General features: G+C 72.7%; 23 protein-coding genes and 1 riboswitch. Of the genes, 14 read left to right on the plus strand and 9 right to left on the minus strand.

From position 1 onward, the window contains the following. The first annotated feature begins 131 nt into the window (after positions 1-131). The 5 genes from AA23TX_RS29500 (at position 132) to AA23TX_RS29520 (ending at position 4,623) form a co-directional block, all read left to right on the plus strand. A complete protein-coding gene (locus tag AA23TX_RS29500; RefSeq protein ID WP_230862761.1) occupies positions 132-785 on the plus strand; it encodes a M23 family metallopeptidase in 654 nt (217 codons plus the stop codon). Positions 786-868: 83 nt separating this feature from the next. Further along, a riboswitch (SAM riboswitch) is annotated at positions 869-983 on the plus strand. Positions 984-1,020: 37 nt separating this feature from the next. Continuing rightward, a complete protein-coding gene (locus tag AA23TX_RS29505; protein WP_155546041.1) occupies positions 1,021-2,382 on the plus strand; it encodes an aminotransferase class V-fold PLP-dependent enzyme in 1,362 nt (453 codons plus the stop codon). 16 nt (positions 2,383-2,398) lie between these two features. Next, positions 2,399-3,040: a hypothetical protein gene (locus AA23TX_RS29510; RefSeq protein ID WP_155546042.1), complete on the plus strand. Its 642-nt coding sequence runs from the start codon at positions 2,399-2,401 to the stop codon at positions 3,038-3,040. 21 nt (positions 3,041-3,061) lie between these two features. Continuing rightward, positions 3,062-3,697, plus strand: coding sequence for a signal peptidase II (gene lspA, locus AA23TX_RS29515; RefSeq protein WP_155546043.1), 636 nt, complete (start codon positions 3,062-3,064; stop codon positions 3,695-3,697). Continuing rightward, a complete protein-coding gene (locus AA23TX_RS29520) occupies positions 3,694-4,623 on the plus strand; it encodes an RluA family pseudouridine synthase (RefSeq protein WP_155546044.1) in 930 nt (309 codons plus the stop codon). Before lspA ends, AA23TX_RS29520 begins: the two co-directional genes overlap by 4 nt. A gap of 89 nt (positions 4,624-4,712) precedes the next feature. Here AA23TX_RS29520 and AA23TX_RS29525 read toward each other — a convergent pair whose 3' ends face one another. Then, positions 4,713-5,720, minus strand: a complete 1,008-nt coding sequence (locus tag AA23TX_RS29525) for an Lrp/AsnC family transcriptional regulator (RefSeq protein WP_155546045.1) — start codon at positions 5,718-5,720, stop codon at positions 4,713-4,715. A gap of 133 nt (positions 5,721-5,853) precedes the next feature. Here AA23TX_RS29525 and AA23TX_RS29530 point away from each other — a divergent pair, with 133 nt between their 5' ends. The 4 genes from AA23TX_RS29530 to AA23TX_RS29545 all read left to right on the plus strand — a co-directional run bounded on the left by AA23TX_RS29530 (position 5,854) and on the right by AA23TX_RS29545 (position 14,455). Continuing rightward, entirely contained in the window at positions 5,854-10,827 is a 4,974-nt protein-coding gene (locus AA23TX_RS29530) for a DUF885 domain-containing protein (RefSeq protein WP_155546046.1), read from the plus strand. A gap of 222 nt (positions 10,828-11,049) precedes the next feature. Further along, positions 11,050-12,279 carry a fumarylacetoacetase gene (gene fahA / locus AA23TX_RS29535; protein ID WP_155546047.1) on the plus strand — a complete coding sequence of 410 codons (1,230 nt, stop codon included), beginning with the start codon at positions 11,050-11,052 and terminating at the stop codon, positions 12,277-12,279. 104 nt (positions 12,280-12,383) lie between these two features. Continuing rightward, positions 12,384-13,328, plus strand: a complete 945-nt coding sequence (locus AA23TX_RS29540; RefSeq protein WP_155546048.1) for a YhjD/YihY/BrkB family envelope integrity protein — start codon at positions 12,384-12,386, stop codon at positions 13,326-13,328. Positions 13,329-13,414: 86 nt separating this feature from the next. Then, positions 13,415-14,455 (plus strand): LLM class F420-dependent oxidoreductase, encoded by a 1,041-nt coding sequence (locus AA23TX_RS29545; protein ID WP_155546049.1) that lies wholly within the window; start codon positions 13,415-13,417, stop codon positions 14,453-14,455. 3 nt (positions 14,456-14,458) lie between these two features. Here AA23TX_RS29545 and AA23TX_RS29550 read toward each other — a convergent pair whose 3' ends face one another. Next, positions 14,459-15,037: a class F sortase gene (locus tag AA23TX_RS29550; RefSeq protein WP_155546050.1), complete on the minus strand. Its 579-nt coding sequence runs from the start codon at positions 15,035-15,037 to the stop codon at positions 14,459-14,461. Between the two features lie 249 nt (positions 15,038-15,286). On the opposite strand from AA23TX_RS29550, the gene AA23TX_RS29555 reads away from it, so the two are divergent. Continuing rightward, positions 15,287-16,234 carry a Ppx/GppA phosphatase family protein gene (locus tag AA23TX_RS29555; protein ID WP_196425585.1) on the plus strand — a complete coding sequence of 316 codons (948 nt, stop codon included), beginning with the start codon at positions 15,287-15,289 and terminating at the stop codon, positions 16,232-16,234. A gap of 39 nt (positions 16,235-16,273) precedes the next feature. Beyond that, positions 16,274-16,456: a hypothetical protein gene (locus AA23TX_RS29560; RefSeq protein WP_155546051.1), complete on the plus strand. Its 183-nt coding sequence runs from the start codon at positions 16,274-16,276 to the stop codon at positions 16,454-16,456. On the opposite strand, the gene AA23TX_RS29565 is transcribed toward AA23TX_RS29560, so the two are convergent. From AA23TX_RS29565 to AA23TX_RS29575, 3 genes are read right to left on the minus strand one after another with little or no spacing between them, the layout of a single operon-like run. Continuing rightward, entirely contained in the window at positions 16,437-18,842 is a 2,406-nt protein-coding gene (locus AA23TX_RS29565; RefSeq protein ID WP_155546052.1) for a glycoside hydrolase family 65 protein, read from the minus strand. The genes AA23TX_RS29560 and AA23TX_RS29565 overlap by 20 nt on opposite strands. Beyond that, a complete protein-coding gene (locus tag AA23TX_RS29570) occupies positions 18,839-19,570 on the minus strand; it encodes an HAD family hydrolase (RefSeq protein ID WP_155546053.1) in 732 nt (243 codons plus the stop codon). Before AA23TX_RS29570 ends, AA23TX_RS29565 begins: the two co-directional genes overlap by 4 nt. A gap of 9 nt (positions 19,571-19,579) precedes the next feature. Then, positions 19,580-19,951 (minus strand): ArsR/SmtB family transcription factor, encoded by a 372-nt coding sequence (locus tag AA23TX_RS29575; protein ID WP_155546054.1) that lies wholly within the window; start codon positions 19,949-19,951, stop codon positions 19,580-19,582. A gap of 117 nt (positions 19,952-20,068) precedes the next feature. On the opposite strand from AA23TX_RS29575, the gene AA23TX_RS29580 reads away from it, so the two are divergent. Further along, positions 20,069-20,587 carry a PaaI family thioesterase gene (locus tag AA23TX_RS29580; RefSeq protein WP_155546055.1) on the plus strand — a complete coding sequence of 173 codons (519 nt, stop codon included), beginning with the start codon at positions 20,069-20,071 and terminating at the stop codon, positions 20,585-20,587. Here the strand turns inward: AA23TX_RS29580 and AA23TX_RS29585 are convergent. Beyond that, a complete protein-coding gene (locus tag AA23TX_RS29585; protein ID WP_155546056.1) occupies positions 20,565-20,888 on the minus strand; it encodes a nuclear transport factor 2 family protein in 324 nt (107 codons plus the stop codon). The two genes, AA23TX_RS29580 and AA23TX_RS29585, sit on opposite strands and share 23 nt — an antisense overlap. Before the next feature lie 51 nt (positions 20,889-20,939). Next, on the minus strand, positions 20,940-21,422 hold the full coding sequence (locus AA23TX_RS29590) for a MarR family winged helix-turn-helix transcriptional regulator (RefSeq protein ID WP_155546057.1): 483 nt from the start codon (positions 21,420-21,422) through the stop codon (positions 20,940-20,942). On the opposite strand from AA23TX_RS29590, the gene AA23TX_RS29595 reads away from it, so the two are divergent. Then, positions 21,421-21,882 (plus strand): pyridoxamine 5'-phosphate oxidase family protein, encoded by a 462-nt coding sequence (locus tag AA23TX_RS29595; protein WP_155546058.1) that lies wholly within the window; start codon positions 21,421-21,423, stop codon positions 21,880-21,882. The genes AA23TX_RS29590 and AA23TX_RS29595 overlap by 2 nt on opposite strands. Here AA23TX_RS29595 and AA23TX_RS29600 read toward each other — a convergent pair. After that, positions 21,879-23,078, minus strand: coding sequence for an ROK family protein (locus AA23TX_RS29600; protein WP_155546059.1), 1,200 nt, complete (start codon positions 23,076-23,078; stop codon positions 21,879-21,881). The two genes, AA23TX_RS29595 and AA23TX_RS29600, sit on opposite strands and share 4 nt — an antisense overlap. Positions 23,079-23,178: 100 nt before the next feature. Between AA23TX_RS29600 and AA23TX_RS29605 the strand changes: the two genes are divergently transcribed. Next, positions 23,179-23,919 (plus strand): DUF427 domain-containing protein, encoded by a 741-nt coding sequence (locus tag AA23TX_RS29605; RefSeq protein ID WP_196425586.1) that lies wholly within the window; start codon positions 23,179-23,181, stop codon positions 23,917-23,919. Here AA23TX_RS29605 and AA23TX_RS29610 read toward each other — a convergent pair. After that, positions 23,916-25,196, minus strand: coding sequence for a carotenoid oxygenase family protein (locus tag AA23TX_RS29610; RefSeq protein WP_155546060.1), 1,281 nt, complete (start codon positions 25,194-25,196; stop codon positions 23,916-23,918). The two genes, AA23TX_RS29605 and AA23TX_RS29610, sit on opposite strands and share 4 nt — an antisense overlap.

A 25,196-nucleotide genomic window follows, 5' to 3' on the forward strand; every position in this document is an offset into this window, starting at 1 on the left:
CGGCCGGGGTGGTACTCGCCCCGGTTCACGAAAATCTCACTCGATCTTCCCAAGGTTCCCTCTTTTGGCTTACAGTGCGCCCGCATCGACTGGTTCGAATGGGTGAACATCAAGTCAGAGGAGTACGCACGGTGATAAAGCTTCGTCTCGCGGTTCTGCTCGTCGCTGCCACGGCCGGACTCGGGCTGGCCGTCCCCGCCACCGCGACCGCCGAAGTGGCTCCGTTTCCGGCGCTCGCCCTGCCGTTCAAAGCCGGTCAGCAGGTCTACTCGGCCGGCATCCACTCCGACGACGGCAGCACCGGCGTCAAGAACGCCATCGACTTCAGCCCGGCCGACCGCACCGTGCGCGCGCCGCTGGCCGGCACCGTCCACCTGCAGCACTGCGCGGGCGGCGACTGGGTGACCATCGACCACGACGGCGGCTGGCGAACCGGGTACTACCACATGGAGGGCATCGAGGTCACCGACGGTGAGCACGTCGAGGCCGGAGCCGAGCTCGGCTCGACCGGCAACGCGCTCCCGTGCGGCGGCAGCAGCACCGGCGCCCACGTGCACTTCACGCTCTGGACCCTCCCCGGTGCCCCGGCGGCGGCGAACTGGGACGGCAAGTCGTTCGCCGAGGTCTCGACGGTCGTCGCGGCGGCCAGCGGCGAACCGGTCGACGGGAAGTCGATCGGCGGCTGGCGCTTCACCGCGGGCGCCGAGCAGTACACCGGCACGGCGACGCACCTCGCCGACAACGCCGTGACGCAGCTCCCGGGACGTTTCCGCGCGAAGCTCTGAGGTCCTCACGGTGTGTGAGCGGCGTCTCAGAATGTGAGGCGGGGGTTGGCCGGTGGCGGCGTTCTCGGTTACCTTCTGACTCAGGTCATGAGTGCCAGCGTTCAGCCCCGGCTTGCTGGCCGGCAACCCTCCTACCGCGGTGGGGTGCCCCGGGTGAAGACCGGGCCGGTCGCGCCGTGCGACGGGCAAGCGCGGGCCCCTCGCCGGGGTCCCCCGGACCGCCGAGGAGGCACCGATGACTCTCGCCATCGATCGCACCAGCACCACCACCGCTGCCCGGGCCGTCTTCGCCGAAAGCCTTGCCACGCAGGACATCCCGGCCGTCGCCGGGGCCGCGCTGCGGGTCCCGCTGGTCACCGGCGAAACCATCGGCTACGCCAACCTCGACCACGCGGCGAGCGCCCCCTGTCTCGACGCCGTCCGCACGAAGGTCGACGAGTTCCTGCCCTGGTACGCCAGCGTCCACCGCGGTGCCGGCTTCGCGTCCCAGGTCTCGACGCGCCTCTACGAGCGCACCCGCGACGTCCTGCGCCGCTTCGTCGACGCCCGTCGCACCGACACCGTCGTCTTCACCCGCAACACCACCGACTCGTTCAACCTGCTCGCCCGCAGCCTGCCGCGGCACACCACGGTCGTCGTCTTCGACACCGAGCACCACGCCGCGCTGCTGCCGTGGCAGGGCCCGAACGTCCGGCGGATCCCGACCCCGCGCACGCGCCTCGCCGCGGTGTCCGCTGTGGACGAAGCCCTCGCGGATTCCCCGCAGGGGCCCCGGTTGGTCGTCGTCACCGGAGCGTCCAATGTGACCGGTGAGCTCCTGCCGGTGGCGGAGATCGCCGCGGTGGCCCGGAAGCACGGTGCCCGCATCGCGCTCGACGCCGCGCAGCTGGCCCCGCACCGCCGGATCTCGCTCAAGGAGCTGGACGTCGACTACGTCGCCCTGTCCGGCCACAAGCTGTACGCGCCCTTCGGCGCGGGCGCGCTGATCGGCCGCGCCGACTGGCTGCGCGCCGCCCGGCCGTACCTCGCCGGCGGCGGCGCGACCAAGCTCGTCACCGAGGACGCGGTGGTCTGGAACACCGGCCCCGAGCGGCACGAAGCCGGCTCGCCCAACACCGTCGGCGTGTACGCGCTCGGCGTCGCGTGCGAGACGCTGAGCGAGAACTGGGACGCCGTCGTGGCGCACGAGCAGGCCCTGCTCACCCGGCTGCGCAAGGGACTCGAGGGCATCCCGGGCTGCGCCGAGCTGCGGCTGTTCGACGCGCCGGTCGACCGCGTCGGCACGCTCAGCTTCGTCGTCGACGGCTTCGACCCGGGCTGGGTGGCGGCGGTGCTGTCCGCCGAATACGGAATCGGCGTGCGCGACGGCGCGTTCTGCGCCCACATCGCGGCCAAGCGCCTCATCGGCGTCGCCGGCGGCAGCGGGCAGCAGGCGATCCGCGTCAGCCTCGGCCTGGGCAGCACCGAAGAGCACGTCGACCGGGTGGTGCTGGCGCTGCGCCAGATCGTGGCGCGCGGGGCTCGCTGGGAGTACGCGAAGGTCGACGGCCGCTGGGCCCCGGTCGGCGACCCGCGCGAGCTGCCGCCGTTCTGCTGAGCGCTAACCTGCCCCGATGGGGGATGGACGACGACTCTGGTTCCCGTTGGCCGCGCTGGGGTTCGCCCTGCTCGTGATGGCGGTGGTGGCGCTGGTCCCGGCCACCCCGGTGGCCGGCGAGTTCGCCACCGTGCGCGGCTACGAGCTGAGCCGGGGGGTGTCCCTCGGCACCGGCGGGCTCGGCGGTGCGGGCATGCCCGAGAACCGGCTCTCGGCCGTCGCCATCGCCACTTCCACCGACGTCGTGCCGTCGGCGACGCTCGGCTGGCTCGCCGGTCTCGCCGCCGTCGTGCTCGCCGTGGCCGGGTGGTACTGGCTGGGCTTGCGCCGCGCCGGCACACCGCCGCGGCCGGTCCGCTTCGTGCTCGGGACGCTGGGCGCACTGGTCGCCCTCCCGCTGCTCGACCTGGTCGGCGCGCTGGAGTTGCGGCTGTCCGGCGACGTCCGGGGCCCGCTCGTGGCGGCGCTGGGGCTGCTGGTGCTGGCGGCGTACGAGCGCAGCCGGTTCGTGCTGGCCGTGGCCGTGGTGTTCGCGCTGGTCACCGTGCTCTTCCAGCCGCCGGTCAGCGGTGCGCTGGGCGCGGCGGGCGTGCTGTTCGCCGCCGCGTTCGCGGTGCTCCTGCGGCGGCCCCGTGACACTGCCGCCGACGCGCCCTGACCAGCCGTGGACAATGGAGCGGTGAGCACCGACCCCAGCCACTCCGAACCCGACACCGCCGCGCCCGAAGAGGCGGTGCCCGAGACCGTGCGGGAGACACCGGAAGCGCCGGCGAAGCCGCTGCCGAAGCGCCGCGTGGGCTGGGTGTTCGCCGTCGCGGTCGTGTTCTGGGCGATCGACCTGGTGACGAAGAACCTGGTCGCCGCCAACCTCGAGGGCAAGGAGCCGGTCCGGATCCTCGGCGGTCTCGTCTACCTGCAGGTGATCCGCAACCCGGGTGCCGCGTTCTCGATGGCCACCGGCATGACGTGGGTGCTCGCGCTCGTCGCGCTGGCCGTCGTCGTCGCGATCATCTGGCTGTCCCGGCGGCTGCGCTCGATCGGCTGGGCCATCGGGCTCGGCCTCGTGCTCGCCGGCGCTCTCGGCAACCTGACCGACCGCGTCTTCCGCGCGCCGGGCGGGCTGCAGGGCCACGTCGTCGACTTCATCTCGGCGTTCGCCCCGAACGGCAAGGGCTTCGCGATCTTCAACATCGCCGACTCGGCGATCTGCGTCGGCGGTGCGCTGATCGTGCTGCTGTCCCTGCTGGGCAAGGACTACGACGGCACGTCGACCAAGGACAAGAAGAAGACCGAGCAGCCCGGGGAGCAGGCGTGAGCGCGCGGATGCTCCCGGTGCCCGACGGGCTCGACGGGATGCGGGTCGACGCCGGCCTCGCCAAGCTGCTCGGGCTCTCCCGCACGGTCGTCGCGGAACTGGCCGAATCCGGCGACGTGCTGCTCGACGGCCGGCCCGCCGGCAAGTCCGACCGGCTGTCCGGGGGCGGTCTCCTGGAGATCACGCTGCCGGAGCCGGCGAACCCCGTCGAGATCATCGCCGCGCCGGTCGACGGCATGCAGATCCTCCACGACGACGACGACATCGTCGTGATCTCCAAGCCGGTCGGCGTCGCGGTGCACCCGAGCCCCGGCTGGACCGGCCCGACGGTGGTCGGCGGCCTCGCCGCGGCCGGCCTGCGGATCGCGACGTCGGGCGCGGCCGAGCGCCAGGGCGTGGTGCACCGCCTCGACGCGGGCACGACCGGCGTGATGGTGGTGGCCAAGAGCGAGCACGCGTACACGGTGCTCAAGCGCGCGTTCAAGGAACGCACCGTCGACAAGGGCTACCACGCGATCGTCCAGGGCCACCCCGACCCGATGCGCGGCACGATCGACGCCCCGATCGACCGCCACCCGCGCCACGACTACAAGTTCGCGGTCGTCCAGGGCGGCCGCCCGAGCGTGACGCACTACGAGGTCGTCGAGGCCTTCCGCGCGGCGTCGCTGGCGCACATCAAGCTCGAAACCGGGCGGACGCACCAGATCCGCGTCCACTTCTCGGCGCTGAAGCACCCGTGCGTCGGTGACCTGACGTACGGCGCGGACCCGGTACTGGCCCGCCACCTCGGCCTGAGCCGGCAGTGGCTGCACGCGAAGACCCTGGCGTTCGCGCACCCGGCCGACGGCCGCTGGGTCGAGTTCGAGTCGGAGTACCCGGACGACCTGGCGAAGGCTCTGGAAACTCTGCGGGACGAGAGCTACTAGTGAGGCTTGTTCAGCCGTCGCCCGCCGCATGACTTCTCCGGTGGCCGGCGGTTTCCGCGCGGGTCGCGGCGGGCTGACCAGAACAAGCCTCAGTCTTCGATCGACCAGGTCAGCGTGCGCTCGTCCGGTTCCGGCCGCGGGCTCCAGCGGACCGACACCACCCGCGTCGCGTCCGGGAGGACGTAGACCGTGTGGCCGCCCAGGGTTTCGCCGGGCTGGACGCCGATCTTGTGCGGCGGCCGCGACGTCAGCGACACCGGGGCCTTGCCGATCGCGGTGCCGTCGGCGGCGAGCAGCTCGAGGTAGTTGTCCGGCAGCGACGCGAACGGGATCGCCCCGCGGTTGGTGATCTCGGTGTGCACGACCACCGAGCGCTCGCCCTCTTCCAGGCGGTAGCCCGCCGCGCTGAACAGGGAGTCCGCCGGGTCCTGGACCTCCAGCAGCTGCACCGACAGCTGCTCGCCCTCCAGGCCCTGGGTCTCCAGGACCTCCCGGATCCGGCCCCGCTTGCCACCGGCCGGGGCCGCGGGGCGGGCGGGCTCGTCGCCGCGGGCCCACGACGCCGTCTGCGGCAGGCCCCACGTGCTCACGACCGGGTCCGGCGGCGGGACGAACTGCTGGGGCGGGCGCTGCTGGGGAGGCCCGGGCGGCGGGCCCGGGTACCGCCCGGACGGCGTCCCCTGGACGTTGTACGGCCCGGACGGCGCGCCTTGCACGTTGTACGGCCCCGAAGGCACGCCCTGCACGTTGTACGGACCGGACGGGACACCGTGCGGGCCCGGCGGCGGCATCGGCGGCGCGGGTTGCTGCGGCACCGGCTGGGACGGCGGCGGCGGGAACTGCTGCGGCGGCGGGAACTGCTGGGGCGGTCGGTTCGCCCACGACGGCGGCGAGCCCGCGATCGCCGCCCGGAGTCCCTGGGGGTCGCTCTCGACGCCGACGAGCAGCGGCAGCCCGCTGCCGGACAGCGCCACCAGCCGGTAGGCGACCTCGCGCGGATCCATGCCGACCTTGGCCGCCAGCTCGTGCACCGCCGCCTTGCCGAGTTCGGCGAGCGCGGCGAGCAGGCGGGTATCCACGGGATCGGTCACGGCCACCCGCTGAACGCTACCGCCTCGCCGCCGCGACCACGCCGAGGTGGTCCGCCCCCGGCGAACAGCACACCGTTCCTGTCGGTGATCTCCGTTAGGGTCGGCCGTGGAGCACAACACCGACGCTGGGGGTCCTGCCATGACCGCGGTCACCGAACTCGCCGACGAGTTCGTCGAAGCGTTGTTCGCCGCCGATCCGCTGACGCCCGCGCTGCTGGGCATCCGCCCGGCCGAGCCGGGGTTGCCGGATCTGTCCGCCGACGCCGAACGGGCGCACCGGGCGCGGCTCGCCGGGTTCGCCGAGCGGGCCCGCGCGCTGGACGCCGAGGGGTTGTCGGCGGAGGACCGCGTCACCCGCGCGGTCCTGATCGCCACGGCCGAAGACCGCGTCGCGTCGATCGACACCCGGATGGCCGAGTTCACGGTCACCGACCTGCTGATCGCGCCCGCGGCGTCGCTGCTCATGGCGCTGCCGATGACGGCGGTGACGGCGGGCGAGGCCGCGGAGGCCCAGCTCGGCCGCCTGGCCGCGGTCCCGGAGTACCTGCGCCAGGCCGCGCGGCGCCACGCCGAGGGCATCGGCGCCGGGCTCGTCCCGGTGGCGCACCTGGTCGACGCCGCGGTCGCGCACCTCGACCGCTACCTCGCCGACCCGGCCGCGGACCCGCTGCGCCGCCAGCCGGCGCCGGACGAGGAGTTCGGGCGCCGGCGGGACGAGCTGCTGGCCGAGGTCGTCCGTCCGGCCTTCGCCGAGTACCGCGAATTCCTCGCCACCGAGGTGCGGCCGCACGGGCGGCCCGCCGACCGGCCCGGCCTGAAGTGGCTGCCCGGCGGCGATGCGGCGTACGCGCGGCTCGCGAAGGTGCACACGACCACCGACCGCACCCCGGAGGAGCTGCACCGGATCGGGCTCGACGTCATCGACTCGCTCGCCGCCGAGTACCGCGAGCTGGGGCAGAAGGTGTTCGGCACCGACGACCCGGCGGCGATCTTCGAGCGCCTGCGCACCGATCCCGCGTTGCGCTGGACCAGCGGTGACGAGTTGCTGGACACCGCCCGCACGGCCGTGGCGCGGGCCACCGCCGAGGCCCCGAAGTGGTTCGGCAGCGTCCCGGCGCAGGAGTGCGCGGTCGAGCCGGTCCCGGAGGAGACCGCGCCCGGCGCGCCCGCGGCGTACTACCTGCGCCCGGCCGTCGACGGCTCCCGGCCGGGCATCTACTTCGCGAACACCCACGACGCCGGCGAGCGGTTCCGGCACACGGCGGAGTCGACGGCGTTCCACGAAGCCGTGCCCGGGCACCACTTCCAGCTGAGCACCGCGCTGGAGCTCACCGGGCTGCCGCTGCTGCGCCGCATCGGCAACTTCACCGCCTACACCGAGGGCTGGGGGCTCTACAGCGAGCGCCTCGCCGACGAGATGGGGCTGTACTCCGACGACGTCGCGCGGCTGGGCATGCTGACCGGCGACTCGATGCGGGCGGCCCGGCTGGTCGTCGACACCGGCCTGCACGCGCTGGGCTGGAGCCGGCAGCAGGCCGTGGACTACCTGCTCGAGCACACGCCGGAGGCGCGCGTCGAGGTCGAGACCGAGATCGACCGCTACATCGCGTGGCCGGGCCAGGCGCTGGCGTACATGGTGGGGCGGCTGGAGATCCAGCGGATCCGCACCGGCGCCGAGGAGCGGCTCGGGTCCCGGTTCGACATCCGCGCGTTCCACGACCTCGTGCTCGCCGGGGGTGCGCTGCCGCTCTCGGCGCTCGCCGCCGCCGTCGACGACTGGGTGGCCGGGCACGGCGACACGGCCAACGGCCTGGCCGGCGAGCTCGTCGAGCTGACCTTCGAGCACGAGCCGCTGTACCCGTCGGTCTTCGGCCTGCCCGGCGACCACGACCGGCTCGGCGAGCAGACCCGGGAAGCGCAGGAACGGTTCCGCGCCGCCTACCGGGACCTGGCCGCCCGTGCCCGGGCGCTGCCCGCCGACGCCCTGAGCGCGGAAGAGGCCGTCACGCGCGAGGTCGTCATCGCCTCCGCCGAGGTCGAGGCCGACCGGCTCGGCGCCCGCGCCGCCGACATCGCGGTCAGCGACGGGCTGACCGCGCCCGCGCTGGGCCTGCTGCTGTACCTGCCGTACTACAAGCTCGACGACGAGAAGAAGGCCCGCGGCTACCTCGCCCGGCTCGGCGCGATCAGCACGTTCCTCGAAGAGCTGACCGAACGGCAGCGGGAGAGCCTGGCCGACGGTCTCGTGCCGGCCGCCTACCTCGCGCGCGTGGGTATCGAGTACATCGACCGCTACCTCGCCGCGCCGGACAGCGACCCGCTGAAGGTGAGCACGACGGCCGCCGTCGAGGGCTTCGAAGCCGACCGCGACCGGCTGCTCGCCGAGGTCGTCCACCCGGCGTACGCCCGCTACCGCGACTTCCTGCGCACCGAGGTCGAGCCGGTCGGCCGGCCCGACACCGCGCCCGGCATCGGCCACGTGCCGGGCGGCGCGCAGCGGTACGCCGCGCTGATCCGCGCGGAGACGACGACCGAGCGCACGGCCCAGGACCTGCACGACACCGGGCTGGCGATCATCGAGAAGCTCTCGGCGGAGTACCGCGAACTGGGCGAGAAGGTGTTCGGCACGACAGATCTCGCGCAGATCTTCGAGCGCCTGCGCACCGATCCGGCGCTGCGCTGGCGTGACGGCGAGGAGCTGCTGTCCGCGGCCCGGGACGCCATCGCCCGCGCCGAAGCCGTGGCGCCGCAGTGGTTCTCGCGCATCCCGGCGGAGAAGTGCGAGGTCGCGCCGGTGCCCGAGGCCGACGCGGCGAGCGGCACGATCGCCTACTACCTGCAGCCGTCGCTGGACGGTTCGCGGCCGGGCACCTACTACGCCAACACGCACGAAGCCGACAAGCGCCCGCGGTTCACCAGCGAGGCGATCGCGTTCCACGAAGCCGTGCCGGGCCACCACTTCCAGCTCAGCCTGGCCCAGGAGCTGAGCGACCTGCCGCTGCTGCGGCGGATCGGCATGTTCAACGCCTACGCCGAAGGCTGGGGGCTCTACGCCGAGCGGCTGGCCGACGAGATGGGCCTGTACTCCGACGACGTCGCGCGGCTGGGCATGCTGACGCAGGACTCGATGCGGGCGGGCCGGCTCGTCGTCGACACCGGGATGCACGCCCTCGGCTGGAGCCGGCAGCGCGCGATCGACTTCCTCGTCGACAACACGCCGATGGCGCGGATGGAGATCGAGGCGGAGATCGACCGCTACGCCGGCTGGCCGGCCCAGGCCCTCGGGTACATGGTGGGGCGGCTGGAGATCCAGCGGCTGCGCGCCGAGGCCGAGGCGGCGCTCGGCGAGCGCTTCGACATCCGTGACTTCCACGAAGTCGTGCTGGGCCACGGCATGCTGCCGCTTTCGGCGCTGGCCAAGGTCGTCACGGACTGGGTCGCGAGCCGGACCGACACCCCGGATTCGCTCGCGGACGAGTGCCTGGAGCTGATGTTCGAGGCGCAGCCGCTGCTGCCGTCGCTCTACGGCCTCCCCGGCACGCACGACCGGCTCGCCGACCAGTCCGCCGAGGCGGGCGCCCGGCAACGCACCGCGTTCGCCGGGATCATCTCGCGGGCCGAAGCACTCGACGCGGCGGCCTTGTCGCCGGACGAGCGCGTCACCCGCGACGTCGTGATCTGGCAGGCGCGCACGCTGATCGACGTGCTCGACTCGGGCCGCGCCGACATCGCGGTGAGCGACGGGCTCGCCGCGCCGGCGCTGGAACTGCTGATGATGCTGCCGCAGACGGTGCTCGACGACGAGGCCAAGGCCCGCGGCTACCTGAGCCGGCTGGCCGCGGTCGGCACGTATGTGGACCAGCTGATCGAGCGTCAGCGGGCGGCGCTCGCCGAAGGCCTCACGCCGCCGGAGTTCCTGGCGCGCATCGGCGTCGGGTACGTCGAGCGCTACCTCGCCACCCCGGAAGCCGACCCGCTGAAGGTGCCGGTCCACGGGCTCGAGGCCGAGCGCGACCGGCTGCTGGCCGAAGTCGTGAGGCCGGCGTATGCGCGCTACCGCGACTTCCTGGCCGGCGAAGTGGTCCCGGCCGGGCGGCCGGAGACGTCGCCGGGCATCGGCGACCTGCCGGGCGGGCCGGCGCGCTACGCGGCGCTGATCCGCGCGGAGACGACGACCGAGCGCACGGCCCAGGACCTGCACGACACCGGGCTGGCGATCATCGAGCGGCTGGCGGGGGAGTACCGCGAGCTGGGCGAGAAGGTGTTCGGCACGACGGATCTCGCTCGGATCTTCGAGCGGATCCGCACGGACCCGGCGCTGCGCTGGCGCGACGGCGACGAGCTCCTGGATGCCGCCCGGCGGACGATCGCGCGGGCGGAAGCCGTGGCACCGCAGTGGTTCTCGCGTGTTCCGGAGCAGCAGTGCCAGGTCGCCCCGGTGCCCGCCGCCGAGGCCGAAAGCGGCTCGATCGCCTACTACATCGACGCGTCGCTCGACGGTTCCCGGCCGGGCACGTACTACGCCAACACGCACGAGGCGGACCAGCGGCAGCGGACGCTGGGCGAGTCGGTCGCGTTCCACGAAGCCGTGCCCGGGCACCACTTCCAGCTGACGCTCGCGCAGCAGCTCACCGGAGTCCCGCTGCTGCGGCGGATCGCCATCTTCAACGCGTACGCCGAGGGCTGGGGGCTGTACGCGGAACGGCTCGCCGACGAGATGGGCCTGTACTCCGATGACGTGTCCCGCCTCGGCCTGCTGACCCAGGACTCGATGCGGGCGGCCCGGCTGGTCGTCGACACGGGTCTGCACGCGCTGGGCTGGAGCCGGCAACGGGCGGTGGACTTCCTGGTCGAGAACACGCCGATGGCGCAGATCGAGATCGAGGCGGAGATCGACCGCTACGCCGGCCACCCGGGCCAGGCGCTCGGCTACATGGTGGGCCGCTTGGAGATCGAGCGGCTGCGGGCCGACGCCGAGCGGGCGCTGGGCGAGCGGTTCGACATCCGCGAGTTCCACGACACGGTGCTGGGCAGCGGAACCCTCCCGCTCCCGGTCCTGGCGGACGTGGTGGCCACCTGGGTCGCGGCCCGCTCGGCGGAGGGCACCGAGTGAAGACCGGCCGTGTCGACCCCGCGATCACGCGTGTCGACTGCCCCATCACGCGTGTCGGCTCGCTGATCACACGTGAGCTGGTCCGGCTTGGCGCGGACGACGAGGAGCAGACGTGACCGGGCTCGGCGGCACGCCGCCGAGCCCGCACGACCGAGCCGGCGAGCGGTCGTAACCGGATACGACCTCCGCGCCGACTCGGTACCACTACCACGAGGAGCAGACGTGACCTGGCTCGACCTCCCCGACGACACGCCGTTCGGCCTGGACAACCTGCCCTACGGCGTGTTCTCGGTCGGCGGCGCGCCCGAGCGGCGGGTCGGCGTGCCCGTCGGCGAGCACGTCCTCGACCTGACGGCCGCGGCCGCCGAGACCGCGGCGGCCTTCGCGCCGCTGCTCACCTCCGGCGTACTCAACCCGCTGCTGGCCGCCGGGCCGGACACCTGGCGGGAGGTCCGCGAGAGCGTCCGGGCCTGGCTGACCGAACCCCGCTACGCCGACCAGCTGCGCCCGCACCTCGTGCCCCTGGCCGAAGTGGCTACGCACCTGGCGTTCGAGGTCGCCGACTACGTCGACTTCTACTCCAGCGAGCAGCACGCGCTCAACGCCGGCCGGATCTTCCGGCCCGACGCGGCCGAGCTGCCGCCGAACTGGAAGCACCTGCCGATCGGCTACCACGGCCGGGCGGGCACGGTCGTCGCGTCGGGCACGCCGGTCGTCCGCCCGCACGGGCAGCGCAAGCCGCGCAACGCCGACGATCCTTCGTTCGGCCCCTCGCAACGGCTGGACATCGAGGCGGAGGTCGGGTTCGTCGTCGGCGTCCCGTCCACGCCCGGCACGCGAGTGTCCACTGAGAACTTCGCGGACCACGTCTTCGGCGTCTGCCTGGTCAACGACTGGTCGGCCCGCGACATCCAGGCCTGGGAGTCGCAGCCGCTGGGCCCGTTCCTCGGCAAGTCGTTCGCGACGTCGGTGTCGCCGTGGATCGTCCCCCTCGCGGCGCTGGAGCACGCCCGGGTCGACGGCCCGCCGCAGGACCCGGAGCCGTTCGAGTACCTGCGCACCAGCGAAAAATGGGGACTGGACCTGGCGATCGAGATCCGGCTCAACGGCCACCTGGTGTCGAGCCCGCCGTTCGCGACGCAGTACTGGACGGCGCCGCAGCAGCTGGCCCACCTGACGGTCAACGGCGCGAGCCTGCGCACCGGCGACCTGTTCGCCTCGGGCACGGTGACCGGCCCGGACCGCGACCAGCGCGGCTCGTTCCTGGAACTGTCCTGGGGCGGCCGCGAACCCCTCGACCTCCCGGACGGCGAGCAGCGGACGTTCCTCGAAGACGGCGACGAGGTCGTCATCACCGCGACCGCTCCCGGCCCGGACGGCACCCGGATCGGTTTCGGCGACGTCCGGGGCACGGTGGTCCCCGAATTCGGGAATCCGCACCCACGGGATTGATGCCGCGAAGAAACAATCGCGCGAGATCCGGCCGTGATCACGTGACGTTTTCCCCGCCGCGGTGTCGGACTGCGGGGGACACGCGCGAATGAGAGGGTCGGCCGGTGGGACGTGGAGCGGGGAAAGCCGTCGTGGGCAAGGGGGTCCGGCGGGCCGGGGCGACGCTGGCCCGGTACCGCGAACGCGACGGTGACCACTACGCGGCCGCGGTCACCTTCTTCAGCCTGCTCGCGCTGGTCCCGCTGGTCATGGTCGCCGTCTCGGTGGCCGGGTTCGTGCTGGCCGGCGACCGGCTGCTCGCGACCGAGCTCGACCGGGTCATCGACGGCTCGCTGCCGCCCGAGATCGGCGGGCAGGTCACCGGCGTCGTGCACACCGTCGTCGGCGAACGCGGCCGGATCGGGCTGCTCGCGCTCGCCGTGGCCGCGTATTCGGGCTGGAGCTGGATCAGCAACGTCCGCGACGCCGTCACCGCGATGCTCGGCCAGGAGCGCACCCCGCGGCCGCTGCTGCGCGGCATCGCCGCCGACGTCGTGGTGCTGGCCGGAGTCGGGCTCGCGATGGCCGTGTCCTTCGGTCTGGCGGCGCTCACGGGCGCGGCCGGCACCGGGCTCCTGCACCTGACCGGGCTGACCGGTGGGTTCGCGCACTTCGTCCTCGTCGCGGGCTCCCTGCTGCTCGGCCTCGCGGCGAACTGGCTGGTCATCGCCTGGTGCCTGGCCCACCTGCCGCGCCGTCCGCTGCCCCTGCGCTCGACGCTGCGTCCGGCCGGGGCCGCCGCCGTCGGGCTCGCCGCGCTCCAGCAGGCCGGCGGGCTGTACCTGCACCTGCTCGGCCGGTCGCCCGCGGTCGCGGCCTTCGGCACGCTCGTCGGCGTGCTGCTGTTCGTCTACCTGGTCGTCCGCTGGCTCCTGATGGTCACGGTGTGGCTCACGGTCCGCGCCGAGCCACCGGCCGGCACGCTCGCCGCCGACGTCCGCTACGCCGGCACGACGCTCGGGGCCGGGGCTTCGGCGGAGCTGGTGGTCCGCACGCTCAGCGGCCGCTGAGTGGCGGCGCGCACATCGCCGGCGCGCGGCCCGCCCGGCCCCGTTAGGATCCGCTACTAAGCGCTTGCTCAGCAACGGAGGTGGCCATGCGGATCGGGACCGGGATCAACTACGCCGGAGGCTTCGCCGAAAGCGTCGCCGACATCGTCGAACTCGAGAAGGCGGGGCTCGACGTCGCGTTCGTTCCCGAGGCCTACTCCTTCGACGCCGTCAGCCAGCTCGGCTTCCTGGCGGCGAAGACCGAGCGCGTCCAGCTCGCGTCGGGCATCTTCCAGATCTACACCCGGACCCCGACGCTGACCGCGATGACCGCGGCCGGGCTCGACTTCGTCTCCGACGGGCGGTTCATCCTCGGCCTCGGCGCCTCCGGCCCGCAGGTCATCGAGGGTTTCCACGGCGTGAAGTACGACGCGCCGCTGGCCAGGACCCGCGAGATCGTCGAGATCTGCCGCCAGGTGTGGCGCCGCGAACGCGTCGTCCACGACGGCAAGCACTACACGATCCCCCTGCCGCCGGAGCAGGGCACCGGCCTCGGCAAGCCGCTCAAGCTGATCAACCACCCGGTGCGCGAGCGCATCCCGGTGCTGCTGGCCTCGCTCGGGCCGAAGAACGTCGCGCTCACCGCCGAGATCGCCGAGGGCTGGCAGCCGATCTTCTTCCACCCGGAGAAGGCCGCCGACGTCTGGGGCGAGTCCCTGGCCGCCGGCAAGGCCAAGCGCGACCCGGCGCTGGGCGAGCTGGACACGTTCGTCAGCGCCGCGCTGGCGATCGGCGACGACGTCGAGCCGCTGCTCGACCACCTGCGGCCGATCGTGGCGCTCTACGTCGGCGGGATGGGCGCGCGCGGCAAGAACTTCTACAACGACCTCGCGCGCCGCTACGGCTACGAGGCCGAGGCGAAGCTGATCCAGGACCTCTACCTCGACGGCAAGAAGGACGAGGCCGCGGCGGCCGTGCCCCTCGAGCTGCTGCGCTCGATCTCGCTGGTCGGCCCGGCCGGGTACGTCAAGGAGCGGCTGGCGGCGTTCAAGGAGGCCGGCGCGACGACGCTCGTCGTCAACCCGATGCTGCCCGGCCGCGAAGCGCGGGTCTCGGCGGTGTCCCAGCTGCGGGAGCTGCTGGGCTGAGCCTCAGACCGGGACCGCGTAGACGGCGATCCGCGGGGAGTCGATCCCGGCGAGGTCGTGGGTCCCGTCGCTGGTGATCAGGCGCAGCTCGGGGCCCGGGCCTTCCGGCGCGACGAGCGTGCTGTCGGGTTCACTGGCCGGGAACGTCGCGGTCCTGCGGACCGTGAAGCGGGCTTCGCGCCCTTCGTCGTCGCGCACGACGACGGGTGCGCCCGGCTTCAGCGTGCCGAGGCGGCCGAACGCGCCGCCGGAGTACCCGAACTCGGCGTGCCCGGACAGCACGGCGACGCCCGGTGCGCCCGGGGCCGGGCCGTCGGCGAACCAGCCGACGCCCAGCGCCGTGCCAGGCTGCTCCCGGCGGCCGCCGATGTGGCCGAGGTCGACGAGGTGGTTCAGGGCCAGGCCCAGGTCGGGGATCGCCAGCGCGGCCGGCAGGACCCCGGCGCCGACGGTCACGGGCCGGTCCGCGGCCACTCCGGGGGCTCCCGGATCGCCCGGGGTTAGCACCGCGGTGACGCCGAGCAGGACACAACCGAGCCCGGCCACCACCGCGAGCACGGCGGCGGCCGGCCGTACGAGCATCGAATGCCGCTCGCCCACGTTCCCCTGCCCCACGCCGGTAAGTCGGAACGCGGAGAGCGGGCGTTACCGAATCGTGTCCAGCAGTGGCACGGTTCACTCGATTGGGTTATCGGACTGTGACCTTCGCTTCATCAAGGCACTTCCGGAGGTGGTAAATGCGGCAAACCGCGTCGATTTCCGGCAGTATTGCGTGTTTCGACCTGTCGAACTGGGGATATTCACTAGTCCGGAAGCGAGGTGCGCCGAGCCGTGCGAAAAATCGAAGAGCCCACGGTGGGCGTACTCGACGTGGGATCGTTCAGCGCCCGCCTGGTGGTGGTCCCGGTCGACGGTTCGCCGCGGGAGCCGGTGCTGAACCACCAGACGCGGCTGCGCCTCGACCGCGAGCTCGACGGCCGTGGCCGGCTCTCGGCCCACGGCATCGCCGACGTCACGGCCGCCGTCGCCGCGGGCATGGGCGCCGCCTACCGCCACGGCGTGAGCCACATCTACCCGCTCGCGACGTCCTCGATCCGCGACGCCACCAACGCGGCCGACATCGTGCGGTACGTCGCCGGTGAAACCGGCGTCGAGCTGCGGTTCCTCTCCGGCCGTCGCGAAGCCGAGCTGACCTACGTGGCCTCCCGCCGCTGGTTCGGCGCGGACGCCGGGCCGCTGCTGGTGCTCGACATCGGCGGCGGCACGGTCGAGCTGGCCGCGGGCCGCGGCGACCACGCCACGTTCGCGCGGTCGCTGCCGCTGGGCGCGCGGTCGATGACCCGCGACTGGCTGCCGGGCGAACGCGTGTCCGCCAAGCGGGTCAAGGCGTTGCGCGCGCACGCGCTCGACGTCGTGACCACCGCGCTGGGCGCCGCGGACGTCGACGACCCGCGCGTCGTCGGCTGTTCGAAGGTGCTGCAGCAGCTCGCGCGGCTGTCGGGCGCCCGCCCGAACAAGTGCAAGGAGCTGCGGCTCGACGACCTGCGGGCCTGGATCCCGCGGCTGGCCGCGCTCCCGCCGTCGAAGCGCGCGGAGCTGCCGGGCATCTCCCGCAGCCGCGCCCACCAGGCGCTGGCGGGCGCGATCGTGGCGGAAGCACTGCTGACGGTCGCGGGCGGCAAGGTCGCGATCTGCCCCTGGTCGACCCGTGACGGCCTGCTGCTGACGCTGCAGGACAAAGCGCGGGAGAAGGCGCGGGGCAAGGCCGCCGCGGCCTGACCACTGGTCCCGGCCGGGAAAACCGGGTATTCCGGAACCATGAGCGAGCAGCAGCGCCTCCACGCCCGTGACGACGAAGACGACGAGCTCCCGAAGCTCCCGACCCCCGGGCAGCTGACCCACGACGTGCCCACCGCGCCCGACCCGGACGTGAACCCGGGTGGGACCGAAGACGTTCCGGCCCCACCCGGACGGGACGCCGTCAGCGACCTTCCGCAGTGATCGGGTTCGCCGGTTCCGCGTACTGACGGGCCTCTTCCGAGTCGCGCCGCATCGGGGCGCGGCCCGGGGGCTGCGTCGGCGGGTCGCCCGCGTCGATCTTCGGGATCGTGAACCGCTGCGGCTCGGCGGTGACCGTGACGCGCTCGCCGTGGTGCAGCACGTCGATCGGGTCGCCGTCCAGCACGTGGTAGGTCGCCTGGTCGCGGTCGACCTCGACCTGGAACCGGGTGCCGCGGAACATCAGCCGGAACGTGATCCGGTCCAGCTGCGGCGGCAGCCGCGGCGCGAACGCCAGCTTCCCGCCGTGGTCGCGCAGGCCGCCGAAACCGGCCACGGCGCCTTGCCACGCCCCGGCCAGCGACGCCATGTGCAGGCCGTTGCGCACGTTGTTGTGCACGTCGTGCAGGTCGGTCAGCGCGGCTTCGGCGAGGTAGTCGTAGGCCAGCTCGAGGTGCCCGACCTCGGCCGCGACCACCGACTGCGTCCCCGCCGAGAGCGACGAGTCCCGCACCGTGCGAGCCTCGTAGTAGGCGAAGTTGCGGGCCTTCTCTTCCGGGCTGAACGAGTCGCCGCACATGTACAGCGCCAGCACCAGGTCCGCCTGCTTCACGACCTGCTTGCGGTACAGGTCGAAGTACGGGAAGTGCAGCAGCAGCGGGTAGTGCGCGAGGTCCGTGTGCTCGTAGTCCCACTCGTCGTGGTCGAGGAAGCCCTCGGACTGCGGGTGCACGCCGAGCTCCGCGTCGTAGGGCAGGTACATCGCCGCGGCGGCCGCGCGCCAGCTGTCCAGCTCGACCGTGTCGACGCCGAAGTGCGCCGCCACGTCCGGGTGACGCTCACACGAATCCGCGGCGGCCATCAGGTTCCGGCGCGCCATCAGGTTCGTGTAGACGTTGTTGTCCGCCACGGCCGAGTACTCGTCGGGCCCGGTGACGCCGTCGATGCGGAAGTCGCCGTGCCGGTCGTGGTGCCCGAGCGACGCCCACAGCCGCGCGGTTTCCAGCAGCAGCTCGGTGCCGTAGTCGCGCTCGAACTCCTCGTCGCCGGTCGCGTTGAGGTACCGCAGGACGGCGTCGGCGATGTCCGCGCTGACGTGGAACGCAGCCGTGCCCGCCGGCCAGTACGCCGAGCACTCGGCGCCGTTGATCGAGCGCCACGGGAACGCCGCGCCGCGCAACCCCAGCTGGTGCGCGCGTTCCCGCGCTTTGTCCATTGTGGAGTGCCGCCAGCGCAGGGCGTCGCGCGCGGCGTCCGGCATCGTGTAGGTGAGCACCGGCAGGACGAACGACTCGGTGTCCCAGAAGGCGTGCCCGTCGTAGCCCGGGCCGGTCAGCCCCTTGCCCGCGATCGCGCGGCTTTCGCCGCGGGCCCCGGCCTGCAGGAGGTGGAACAGCGCGAAGCGGACGGCTTGCTGCAGCTCGGGGTCGCCCTCGATCTCGATGTCCGAGGTGGCCCAGAAGTCGTCGAGGAACTGGCGCTGCTCGGTGACCAGGCCCTTCCAGCCGGTCTGGCGCGCGCCCGCCAGCGCGGCCTCGACCTGGGACCGCAGCGCGGGGACCGAACGCTGCGCGGACCAGCCGTAGGCGAGGAACTTGGTGATGCGCAGCCGCCCGCCCTTCGGCACGTCGACCGCGACGGTGAGCCGCGCGAGGTCCTCCTCGGAGTGGATGCGGGCGCGGATCCCGTCGTCCACCTCGATCTTGTGGTCCATCGCCGCGGCCATCCGCAGCCCGGACCGGCGGGTCTGGTGCACCAGCACGGCGTTGTAGTCGGACGCGCGGTGGAACTCGCCCACCAGCGGCGAGTTCAGCGCGGCGGCCACCCGCGGGTCGCTGGTGTCGGACTCGATCGGCTCGTTGGCCAGCAGGTCGGACTGGACGACCAGCTGCAGGTCCTCGTCGAGCGGCTCGACCTCGTACCGGATCGCGGCGACCGCGCGCTGGGTGAAGGACACCAGCCGCTCGGTGCGCACGCGGACCCGCCGCCCGGTCGGCGACGACCACTCCGTGCTGCGGCACAGCGTGCCCTTGCGGAAGTCGAGCACCCGGTCGTGCTTGGTGGCGGCGCCGTAGCGCATGTCGAGCGGCTCGTCCTCGACGAGCAGCCGGATGATCTTGCCGTCGGTCACGTTGACGACGGTCTGGCCCTCTTCGGGGTAGCCGTATCCCGCTTCGGCGTAGGGGAGTTCGTGCTGCTCGTAGAAGCCGTTGAGGTAGGTGCCGGGCAGGCCGCGCGGCTCGGCTTCCTCGAGCGTGCCGCGCATCCCGATGTGGCCGTTGGACACGGCGAACGCCGACTCGGTGCGCTGCAGGGCGTCGACGTCCATCCCGCGCCAGCGCAGCTCCCACGCCGCGCATTCGTAGCCGCGGGGTTCTTCTTCGGTCATCGATCCTCCAGCAGGTCGGCGAGGTCGTCGACGACGATGTCGGCGCCGTGCGCCTTCAGCGCTTCGGCCTGGTCCGCGCGGTTCACGCCCACGACGTACCCGAAGTTGCCGGCTTTCCCGGCCTGGACGCCGGACTGGGCGTCCTCGAACACGGCCGCGTGGGCGGGTTCGACGCCGAGCGCCGCGGCGCCGGCCAGGAACGAGTCGGGCGCGGGCTTGCCCTTGAGGTGCTGCTCGCGGATGGTCAGGCCGTCGACGCGGGCCTCGACGTACTTGGTCAGGTCACCGGCGTCGAGCACCTTGGCGCCGTTCGCCGACGACGTCACGACGCCGATCCGCAGGCCGGCGGCTTTCACGGCTTCGAGGTAGCGGACCGAGCCGGGGTAGGTGTTCACCCCGTTCTCGTCGATGATCTTCAGGACGAGCTCGTTCTTGCGGTTGCCGACGCCGTTGACGGTGGGGGCGTCCGGCGGGTCGTCCGGGGTGCCTTCCGGCAGTTCGATCCCGCGTGAGCGCAGGAACTCGCGGACCCCGTCGGCGCGCGGGCGGCCGTCCACATAGGTCGCGTAGTCCCGGTCGGTGAACTCCTGGAAGCCGTCGCCGTCGCGGGCGCGAAGAAACTCGTCGAAAGTCCGTTTCCAGGCTTGGCTGTGCAGAACGGCCGTACCGGTAAGAACTCCATCGAGATCGAACAGGCAGGCGGTGATGGTCTCGGGCAATCCCGTCATGTCCGCACGCTACCGTTCTTCCTCCTGCACGGGCTGTTCCGGGTGCGGCCGCACCCGGTGGATGAGTTCGTGCACGGTGGCGTCCGCGAGCCGGTAGCGCACGACGCGTCCGGTGCGCTGCGTGGTGACCAGCCCGTGCGCGCGCAGCAGCCGGAGGGCCTGCGAAACCGCGGTGTCGGTCATGCCGGTGACGGCGGCGAGGTCGGTGACGCTGATTTCACGGGCGTAGTGGATCGAGACCAGCAGGGCCAGCCGGGACGGGTCGGCGACCACGGAGAAGCGCTGGGCCCACTCGGCGATGACGGCGCGGTCGCCCAGCCCGTCGATCGCCGCGCTCACCCGTTCCGGGTCGATGAGCTTGCGGCCGGCGTCGTTGTCCACCCCCGGATGATTCCACCCGCGGGTCGCCCGCCGTGGCCTGGGTCACGCCGCGCTTGACGCGGGCGGGCGCGCGGGCGACGCTGCGATTAAGACAGTTGTCATAATCGAGGAGCCGAGATGACCGACGTGGCCGCCGGGGCGCAGACCCGCTCGAAGACCATCACCTGGCAGGATCCGCTGCCGACCGCCCGCCTCGGCGCCACGATGACCGGGTTCGAGTACCTGACCGCGATCGCCGAGGGGCGCATCCCGGGGCCGCCGATCGCCGCGCACTTCGGGATGCGCTGGACGCACATCGGCCACGGCGAGGTCGTCGCGGTCATCGAGCCCGACGAGTCGCTGTACAACCCGATCGGGATGGTGCACGGCGGCGTCGCGGCGACGATGCTGGACTCGGTCGTCGGCTGCGCGGTGCACACGACGCTGCCCGCGGGCGTCGGCTACTCGTCGGTGGAGCTGAAGGTGAGCTACCTGCGCGCCATCCACGCGGGCCGCGGCGAGATCCGGGCGACCGGGCGCGTCGTGAAGGAGGGCTCGCGGATCGCGTTCGCCGAGGGGGAGATCCGCGACGCCGAGGGCAAGCTGCTGGCGACGGCGTCGGGGACCTGCGTGATCACCCGCCCAGCGGCTGCTTGACGTCCCAGTGCTCGACGAGCAGGCCGTCCTCGACGCGCAGGATGTCGACGATGGCCTGCCCGGCGACGTGCAGGTGCACCATGACGAGGTCGTTCTCCGCGACGACGTGCTTGATCTCGGCGGTCGCGCCGGCGAGCGGCGAGTTCTCGACGGCGTCGGCGAACGCGTCGCGGCCGTTCGGCAGGCCGGGGCTGTGGGTGACGAAGTCGGGGTGCAGCGCGGCCTTCGCGGCGTCGAAGTCCTTGTGCGTGAACAGGTTCTCCAGGCAGTCGACGACGATGGTGCGGTTCGTTTCGCTCATGCCGTTCATCGTCGGCGGTCCGGGCGCGGTGGTCGATTACCTGCCGGGTAACTAGCGTGGTGGCCGGACCCGCCTGCCCCGGATCGCCTCACCGCCGCCGAAGCGCGTGATGATCGACGCCAGCAGTTCTCGCGCGTCATCGACGCGCTCTTTCCCGTACTCCGCAACGAGTTCGTCCTGAAGCTCCTGCCTTCGGTCGCGAGTGGCTTCGACGGCGTCGAGCGCGTGTCCGGTGAGGTGCAGCAGTTTGGTGCGCGCGTCGGCGGGATCGGGCTCGCGGCGCAGCAATCCCCGCCGTTCGAGGTCCGCGACGGCCTTCGACGCCGCCTGCTGGGTCACGCCCATCCGCTCGGCGAGCGCGGTGATGGACAGCGGAGCGGCGAGGACGTGCTGGATCACCACGCCGTCGTTGAACCGCAAGTCGCCGAAGCTGTTTTCGGTGAGCCGCCGCTGGACCTCGTCGGTCATTACCCAGCCCGCGAAGAGGCTGGTGAGTGACAAGTCCAAGCCGTCCGGCGTAGGATGCACAACCATGGTTGTGGAATCTAGCAGGGTGCCGGCGGAACTGGCCGGAGCGTTCGTCCGCGTGGCGCACCGCGTGGTGTGGTGCACTTTGGTGACCGTCGACCGGCGCGGGCGGCCGCGGTCGCGGGTGGTCCACCCGATCTGGGACCTCGGCCCGGACGGCCTGACCGGCTGGGTGTTCACCCGCCCGACGCCGCTGAAGGTCGCGCACCTGGCGGAATCGCCGTACGTGTCGTGCTCGTACTGGGACCCGCGGCACGAGGTGGCGGTGGCGGAGTGCCGGGCGGAGTTCACCGACGACGAGGAGACCCGGAAGTACCTGTGGGGCCGGTTCGCCTCGGCACCGGAGCCGCTGGGTTACGACCCGAAGATCCTGGGCGGCGAGGACTTCCGGGACCCGAAGATCACGGTGCTGAAGCTGACGCCGTGGCGCCTCTCGACCGGCGGCCAAGCCTGGCGCGCGGCCTAAGCGGCACCCACGCGACGGTCGAAGACCAACCCCTGAGCCGCCCGCAAGCCCACGCTGATCGCCCCCGCCAGCACCGCGTCCTCGCCCAGCTCGCCCTGTACCACCTTCGGCACCAACGGCGTGAACGCCCGCAGCGCGCGATCCAGCGGCTCCAGCAGCAGATCCGCCGCCGTCCCCATCCCGCCGCCCAGGACGATCAGCTCCGGGTCGATCACCGCCGCCACCGAGGCCACCGTGTACGCCAGCCGGTCCGCTTCCGCCTCCAGGGCCCGCCGCGCCAGTTCGTCGCCCTCGCGGGCCAGGCGGAACACCTCGCGGGCCGACTTCGCCGTGCCCAAGCCGAGTTCGCGCGCGCCGCGGACCACCGACTGGGCCGCCGTCGCCTCCTCCAGGTGGCCGCGGGCCGGCGGGGCGCCGTCCTCCAGGGACGATCGGGTGCGGCCGTACGGCAGGTAGCCGATCTCGCCCGCCGCGCCCGTCGCGCCGCGGAACACCCGGCCGTCGACCATCATGCCCATGCCGACGCCCGTGCCGATCGTGATGCAGCCGAACACCGACGCCCCACGCGCGGCGCCGCTTTCGCCTTCGCCGACCGCCGTCAGGTTCGCGTCGTTCTCCACCATCAGGTCCGGGCCCAGCGCGGCCTCGAGGTCGTCGATCAGCCCGGCGCGGCCCCAGCCCGGCAGGTTCGGCGCGTGCCGGAAGCAGCGCTTCTCCGGGTCGGCGACGCCGGGGGAGCCGACCACGCGGACAACGATGTCGGACTGCGCCAGCCGCGCCTCCGCGACGGCCGAAGCCGCGATCTTCCCGACCGCCGTGACCAGCGCGGCGCCGGAACGTGCCGTGTTGCGTTCGTCGCGGCGCGCGACGATCGTGCGGCCGAGGTCCGACACCGCGACGCGGATGTGCTCGCGTCCGATGTCGACGCCCAGCACGTACCCCGCGGTCGGGTCGGCCTCGTACAGCACGGCCGAGCGTCCGGTGCCGGTGGAGGTGTGGCCGGTCGGGCGCGCCAGCCCGGCGGCTTCCAGCGCGAGCAGCGCCTGGCTCACCGTCGGCTTCGACAGCCCGGTGTCCTTCGCCACCTGCGGCCGGGTCGCCGGCCCGCTGCGGCGCAGCAGGTCGAGCACCGCCCGCTGGTTGATCTTGCGCATCCCGGCGGGGGTCCCGACCGTTGGAACTTCTACGCCGGCCACCCGTGCCCGCCTCCTGTCGTCCGCTTGCTTCCTGCCACGCTAGCCGCCCGAACCCCGGTTCCGCCGGAATACGCCCGCTTCGGGACCCGTTGACCGGGGCATGAGCACTCCGGTACGCGGCCGGGTCCGCGTGGCACAAGGCGCGAAGCGGGTACGCGTGTTCCTCGGCGGGCAGGTCGTCGCGGACACGGTGCACCCCCTTCTGGTGTGGGAAGTTCCCTACTACCCGACGTACTACTTCCCGCGCGCGGACGTCGTCAGCGGCGTTCTCGCACCCTCCGGCCGGACGTCGCACTCGCCCAGCCGCGGAGAAGGTGTTCTGTCGACGATAAAGGGTGGGGGAGGCGAGGCGGTGGACGCCGCGCTGGAGTACCCGGATTCGCCCATCGAGGAGCTCCGGGACCACGTCCGCTTCGAGTTCGGCGCCTTCGACTGGTTCGAGGAGGACGAACAGATCTTCACGCACCCGCGTGACCCCGGCGTCCGCGTCGACATCCTGCCGAGCTCGCGCCACGTGCGGATCGAGGTCGACGGCGTGACCGTCGCCGACACCGTGCGGCCGCACCTGCTCTTCGAGACCGGCCTGCCGACGCGCTACTACCTGCCCCGCGTCGACGTCCGGATGGACCTGCTCACGAAGATCGACACCGTCACGCATTGCCCGTACAAGGGAGCCGCCGAGCACTTCGACGTGACCGGGCACGAGGACCTCGCCTGGAGCTACCCGACGCCGCTGCCGGAGAGCGAGCGCGCCGCCGGGCTGGTGGCCTTCCTCGACGAGAAGGTCGACGTCTACGTGGACGGCGTCCGGCAGGACCGGCCGAAGACCAAGTTCGCCTAAGCGTCCGGCAGCCAGTTCCCGTGGAAGCCCGCGGGAACGCGCTGCGGGAGGTGGACCGTGGCGACCGGCGCCGCGCCGACGTTCCCCGCGTCGAGCACGACGAGGTCGCTGCGGTCTTCTGTCGCGTCGTAGACGTACGTCAGCAGCCAGCCTTCGCCGTGCTCCGCCGGGACGAACACCGCTTCGCCGGGGACGCGTCCTTCCCCGAAGACGTGCTCGGTGGCGGTCCCCGCGTGCAGGTCGTAGCGGCGCAGGACGTCGTGGCCGGTGACGTGCCCGAACCGCGTGTCGGACCCGGCGAGCCGGTCGTCGATGCGGGGGAACTCGCCCGGGCGGTCGTCGAGCCGGTCCTCGGTCACCGTGCCCGCGGCGAGGTCGATCGTCCAGCGCCACAGCGACGCCGGCGGGTCGTCGTGGCCCGCCCACCACTGGTGGTCGTAGCGCATCACGTGCACGACGATCCGGCTGTCGGGCGTGTCGAAGGCGTTGAGCGTGTGGAAGACGTAGCAGGGCTCGATCTCCAGCCAGCGCACGCCGGCTTCGGGCCGGTCGCGGCGCAGCACGCCGAGGCGGGCGCCGTAGCCCGCGTCCCACCGGTAGGGCATGCCCTGGCCGACCGACGCCCGGTCGAAGACCACGGGCAGGTCGTAGAAGACCACGTGCTCCGCGGTGAGCGCGAAGTCGTGCATCATCGTCAGCCCCGGGACGTCGATCGGCTGCTTGACGACGAGCTCGCCGGCGGCGTCGGCCCGGTAGTAGCCGACGTGCGGCGCGGTGATGCCGCCGTAGCCGAAGAAGTGCAGTTCCCCGGTCGTGGTGCAGATCTTCGGGTGCGCGGTCATCGAGTCGGCCAGCTCGCCGCCGAAGTCGTAGGCACCGACGGTTTCGAGGTCGGTCGTGATCTCGTACGGCAGCGAGGATTCGACGAGCGCGAGGGTGCGGCCGGCGTGGTTCACCACGTGCGTGTTCGCGACGCTGGCGTGGAGGTTGCGCGAGCCGTCTTCGTTGTACAGCCCGAGATCCGGGTCGTCGAAGCTCTCGGTGCGCACCCACCGGTTGCGGTACCAGGCGGCGCGGCCGCCTTCGAGCCGGACGCCGTGGACCATGCCGTCGCCGGTGAACCAGTGCTTGCTGTCCTCGCGCGGGTTCGGGCCGTTGCGCAGGTACCAGCCGGTCAGCTCGGGCGGCAGGGCGCCGGTCACCGGGAGGTCGAACGCCGTCAGCTCGTCGTGGACGGGCGCGTAGGCGCCGCTCAGGTGGAAGTCGCTGGTGGTCAT

Origin of the sequence: Amycolatopsis camponoti (assembly GCF_902497555.1) — a bacterium.
GTDB classification, from domain to species: domain Bacteria; phylum Actinomycetota; class Actinomycetes; order Mycobacteriales; family Pseudonocardiaceae; genus Amycolatopsis; species Amycolatopsis camponoti.

Excerpts from the sequence above, each read along its gene's own strand:
- AA23TX_RS29585 (WP_155546056.1), bottom strand. The coding sequence starts at position 20,888 with ATGAGCGAAACGAACCGCACCATCGTCGTCGACTGCCTGGAGAACCTG.
- AA23TX_RS29550 (WP_155546050.1), bottom strand. The coding sequence starts at position 15,037 with ATGCTCGTACGGCCGGCCGCCGCCGTGCTCGCGGTGGTGGCCGGGCTC.
- AA23TX_RS29530 (WP_155546046.1), top strand. The coding sequence starts at position 5,854 with ATGACCGCGGTCACCGAACTCGCCGACGAGTTCGTCGAAGCGTTGTTC.
- AA23TX_RS29605 (WP_196425586.1), top strand. The coding sequence starts at position 23,179 with ATGAGCACTCCGGTACGCGGCCGGGTCCGCGTGGCACAAGGCGCGAAG.
- AA23TX_RS29590 (WP_155546057.1), bottom strand. The coding sequence starts at position 21,422 with ATGGTTGTGCATCCTACGCCGGACGGCTTGGACTTGTCACTCACCAGC.
- AA23TX_RS29570 (WP_155546053.1), bottom strand. The coding sequence starts at position 19,570 with ATGACGGGATTGCCCGAGACCATCACCGCCTGCCTGTTCGATCTCGAT.
- AA23TX_RS29610 (WP_155546060.1), bottom strand. The coding sequence starts at position 25,196 with ATGACCACCAGCGACTTCCACCTGAGCGGCGCCTACGCGCCCGTCCAC.
- AA23TX_RS29560 (WP_155546051.1), top strand. The coding sequence starts at position 16,274 with ATGAGCGAGCAGCAGCGCCTCCACGCCCGTGACGACGAAGACGACGAG.
- AA23TX_RS29580 (WP_155546055.1), top strand. The coding sequence starts at position 20,069 with ATGACCGACGTGGCCGCCGGGGCGCAGACCCGCTCGAAGACCATCACC.
- AA23TX_RS29595 (WP_155546058.1), top strand. The coding sequence starts at position 21,421 with ATGGTTGTGGAATCTAGCAGGGTGCCGGCGGAACTGGCCGGAGCGTTC.
- AA23TX_RS29510 (WP_155546042.1), top strand. The coding sequence starts at position 2,399 with ATGGGGGATGGACGACGACTCTGGTTCCCGTTGGCCGCGCTGGGGTTC.
- AA23TX_RS29545 (WP_155546049.1), top strand. The coding sequence starts at position 13,415 with ATGCGGATCGGGACCGGGATCAACTACGCCGGAGGCTTCGCCGAAAGC.
- AA23TX_RS29565 (WP_155546052.1), bottom strand. The coding sequence starts at position 18,842 with ATGACCGAAGAAGAACCCCGCGGCTACGAATGCGCGGCGTGGGAGCTG.
- AA23TX_RS29505 (WP_155546041.1), top strand. The coding sequence starts at position 1,021 with ATGACTCTCGCCATCGATCGCACCAGCACCACCACCGCTGCCCGGGCC.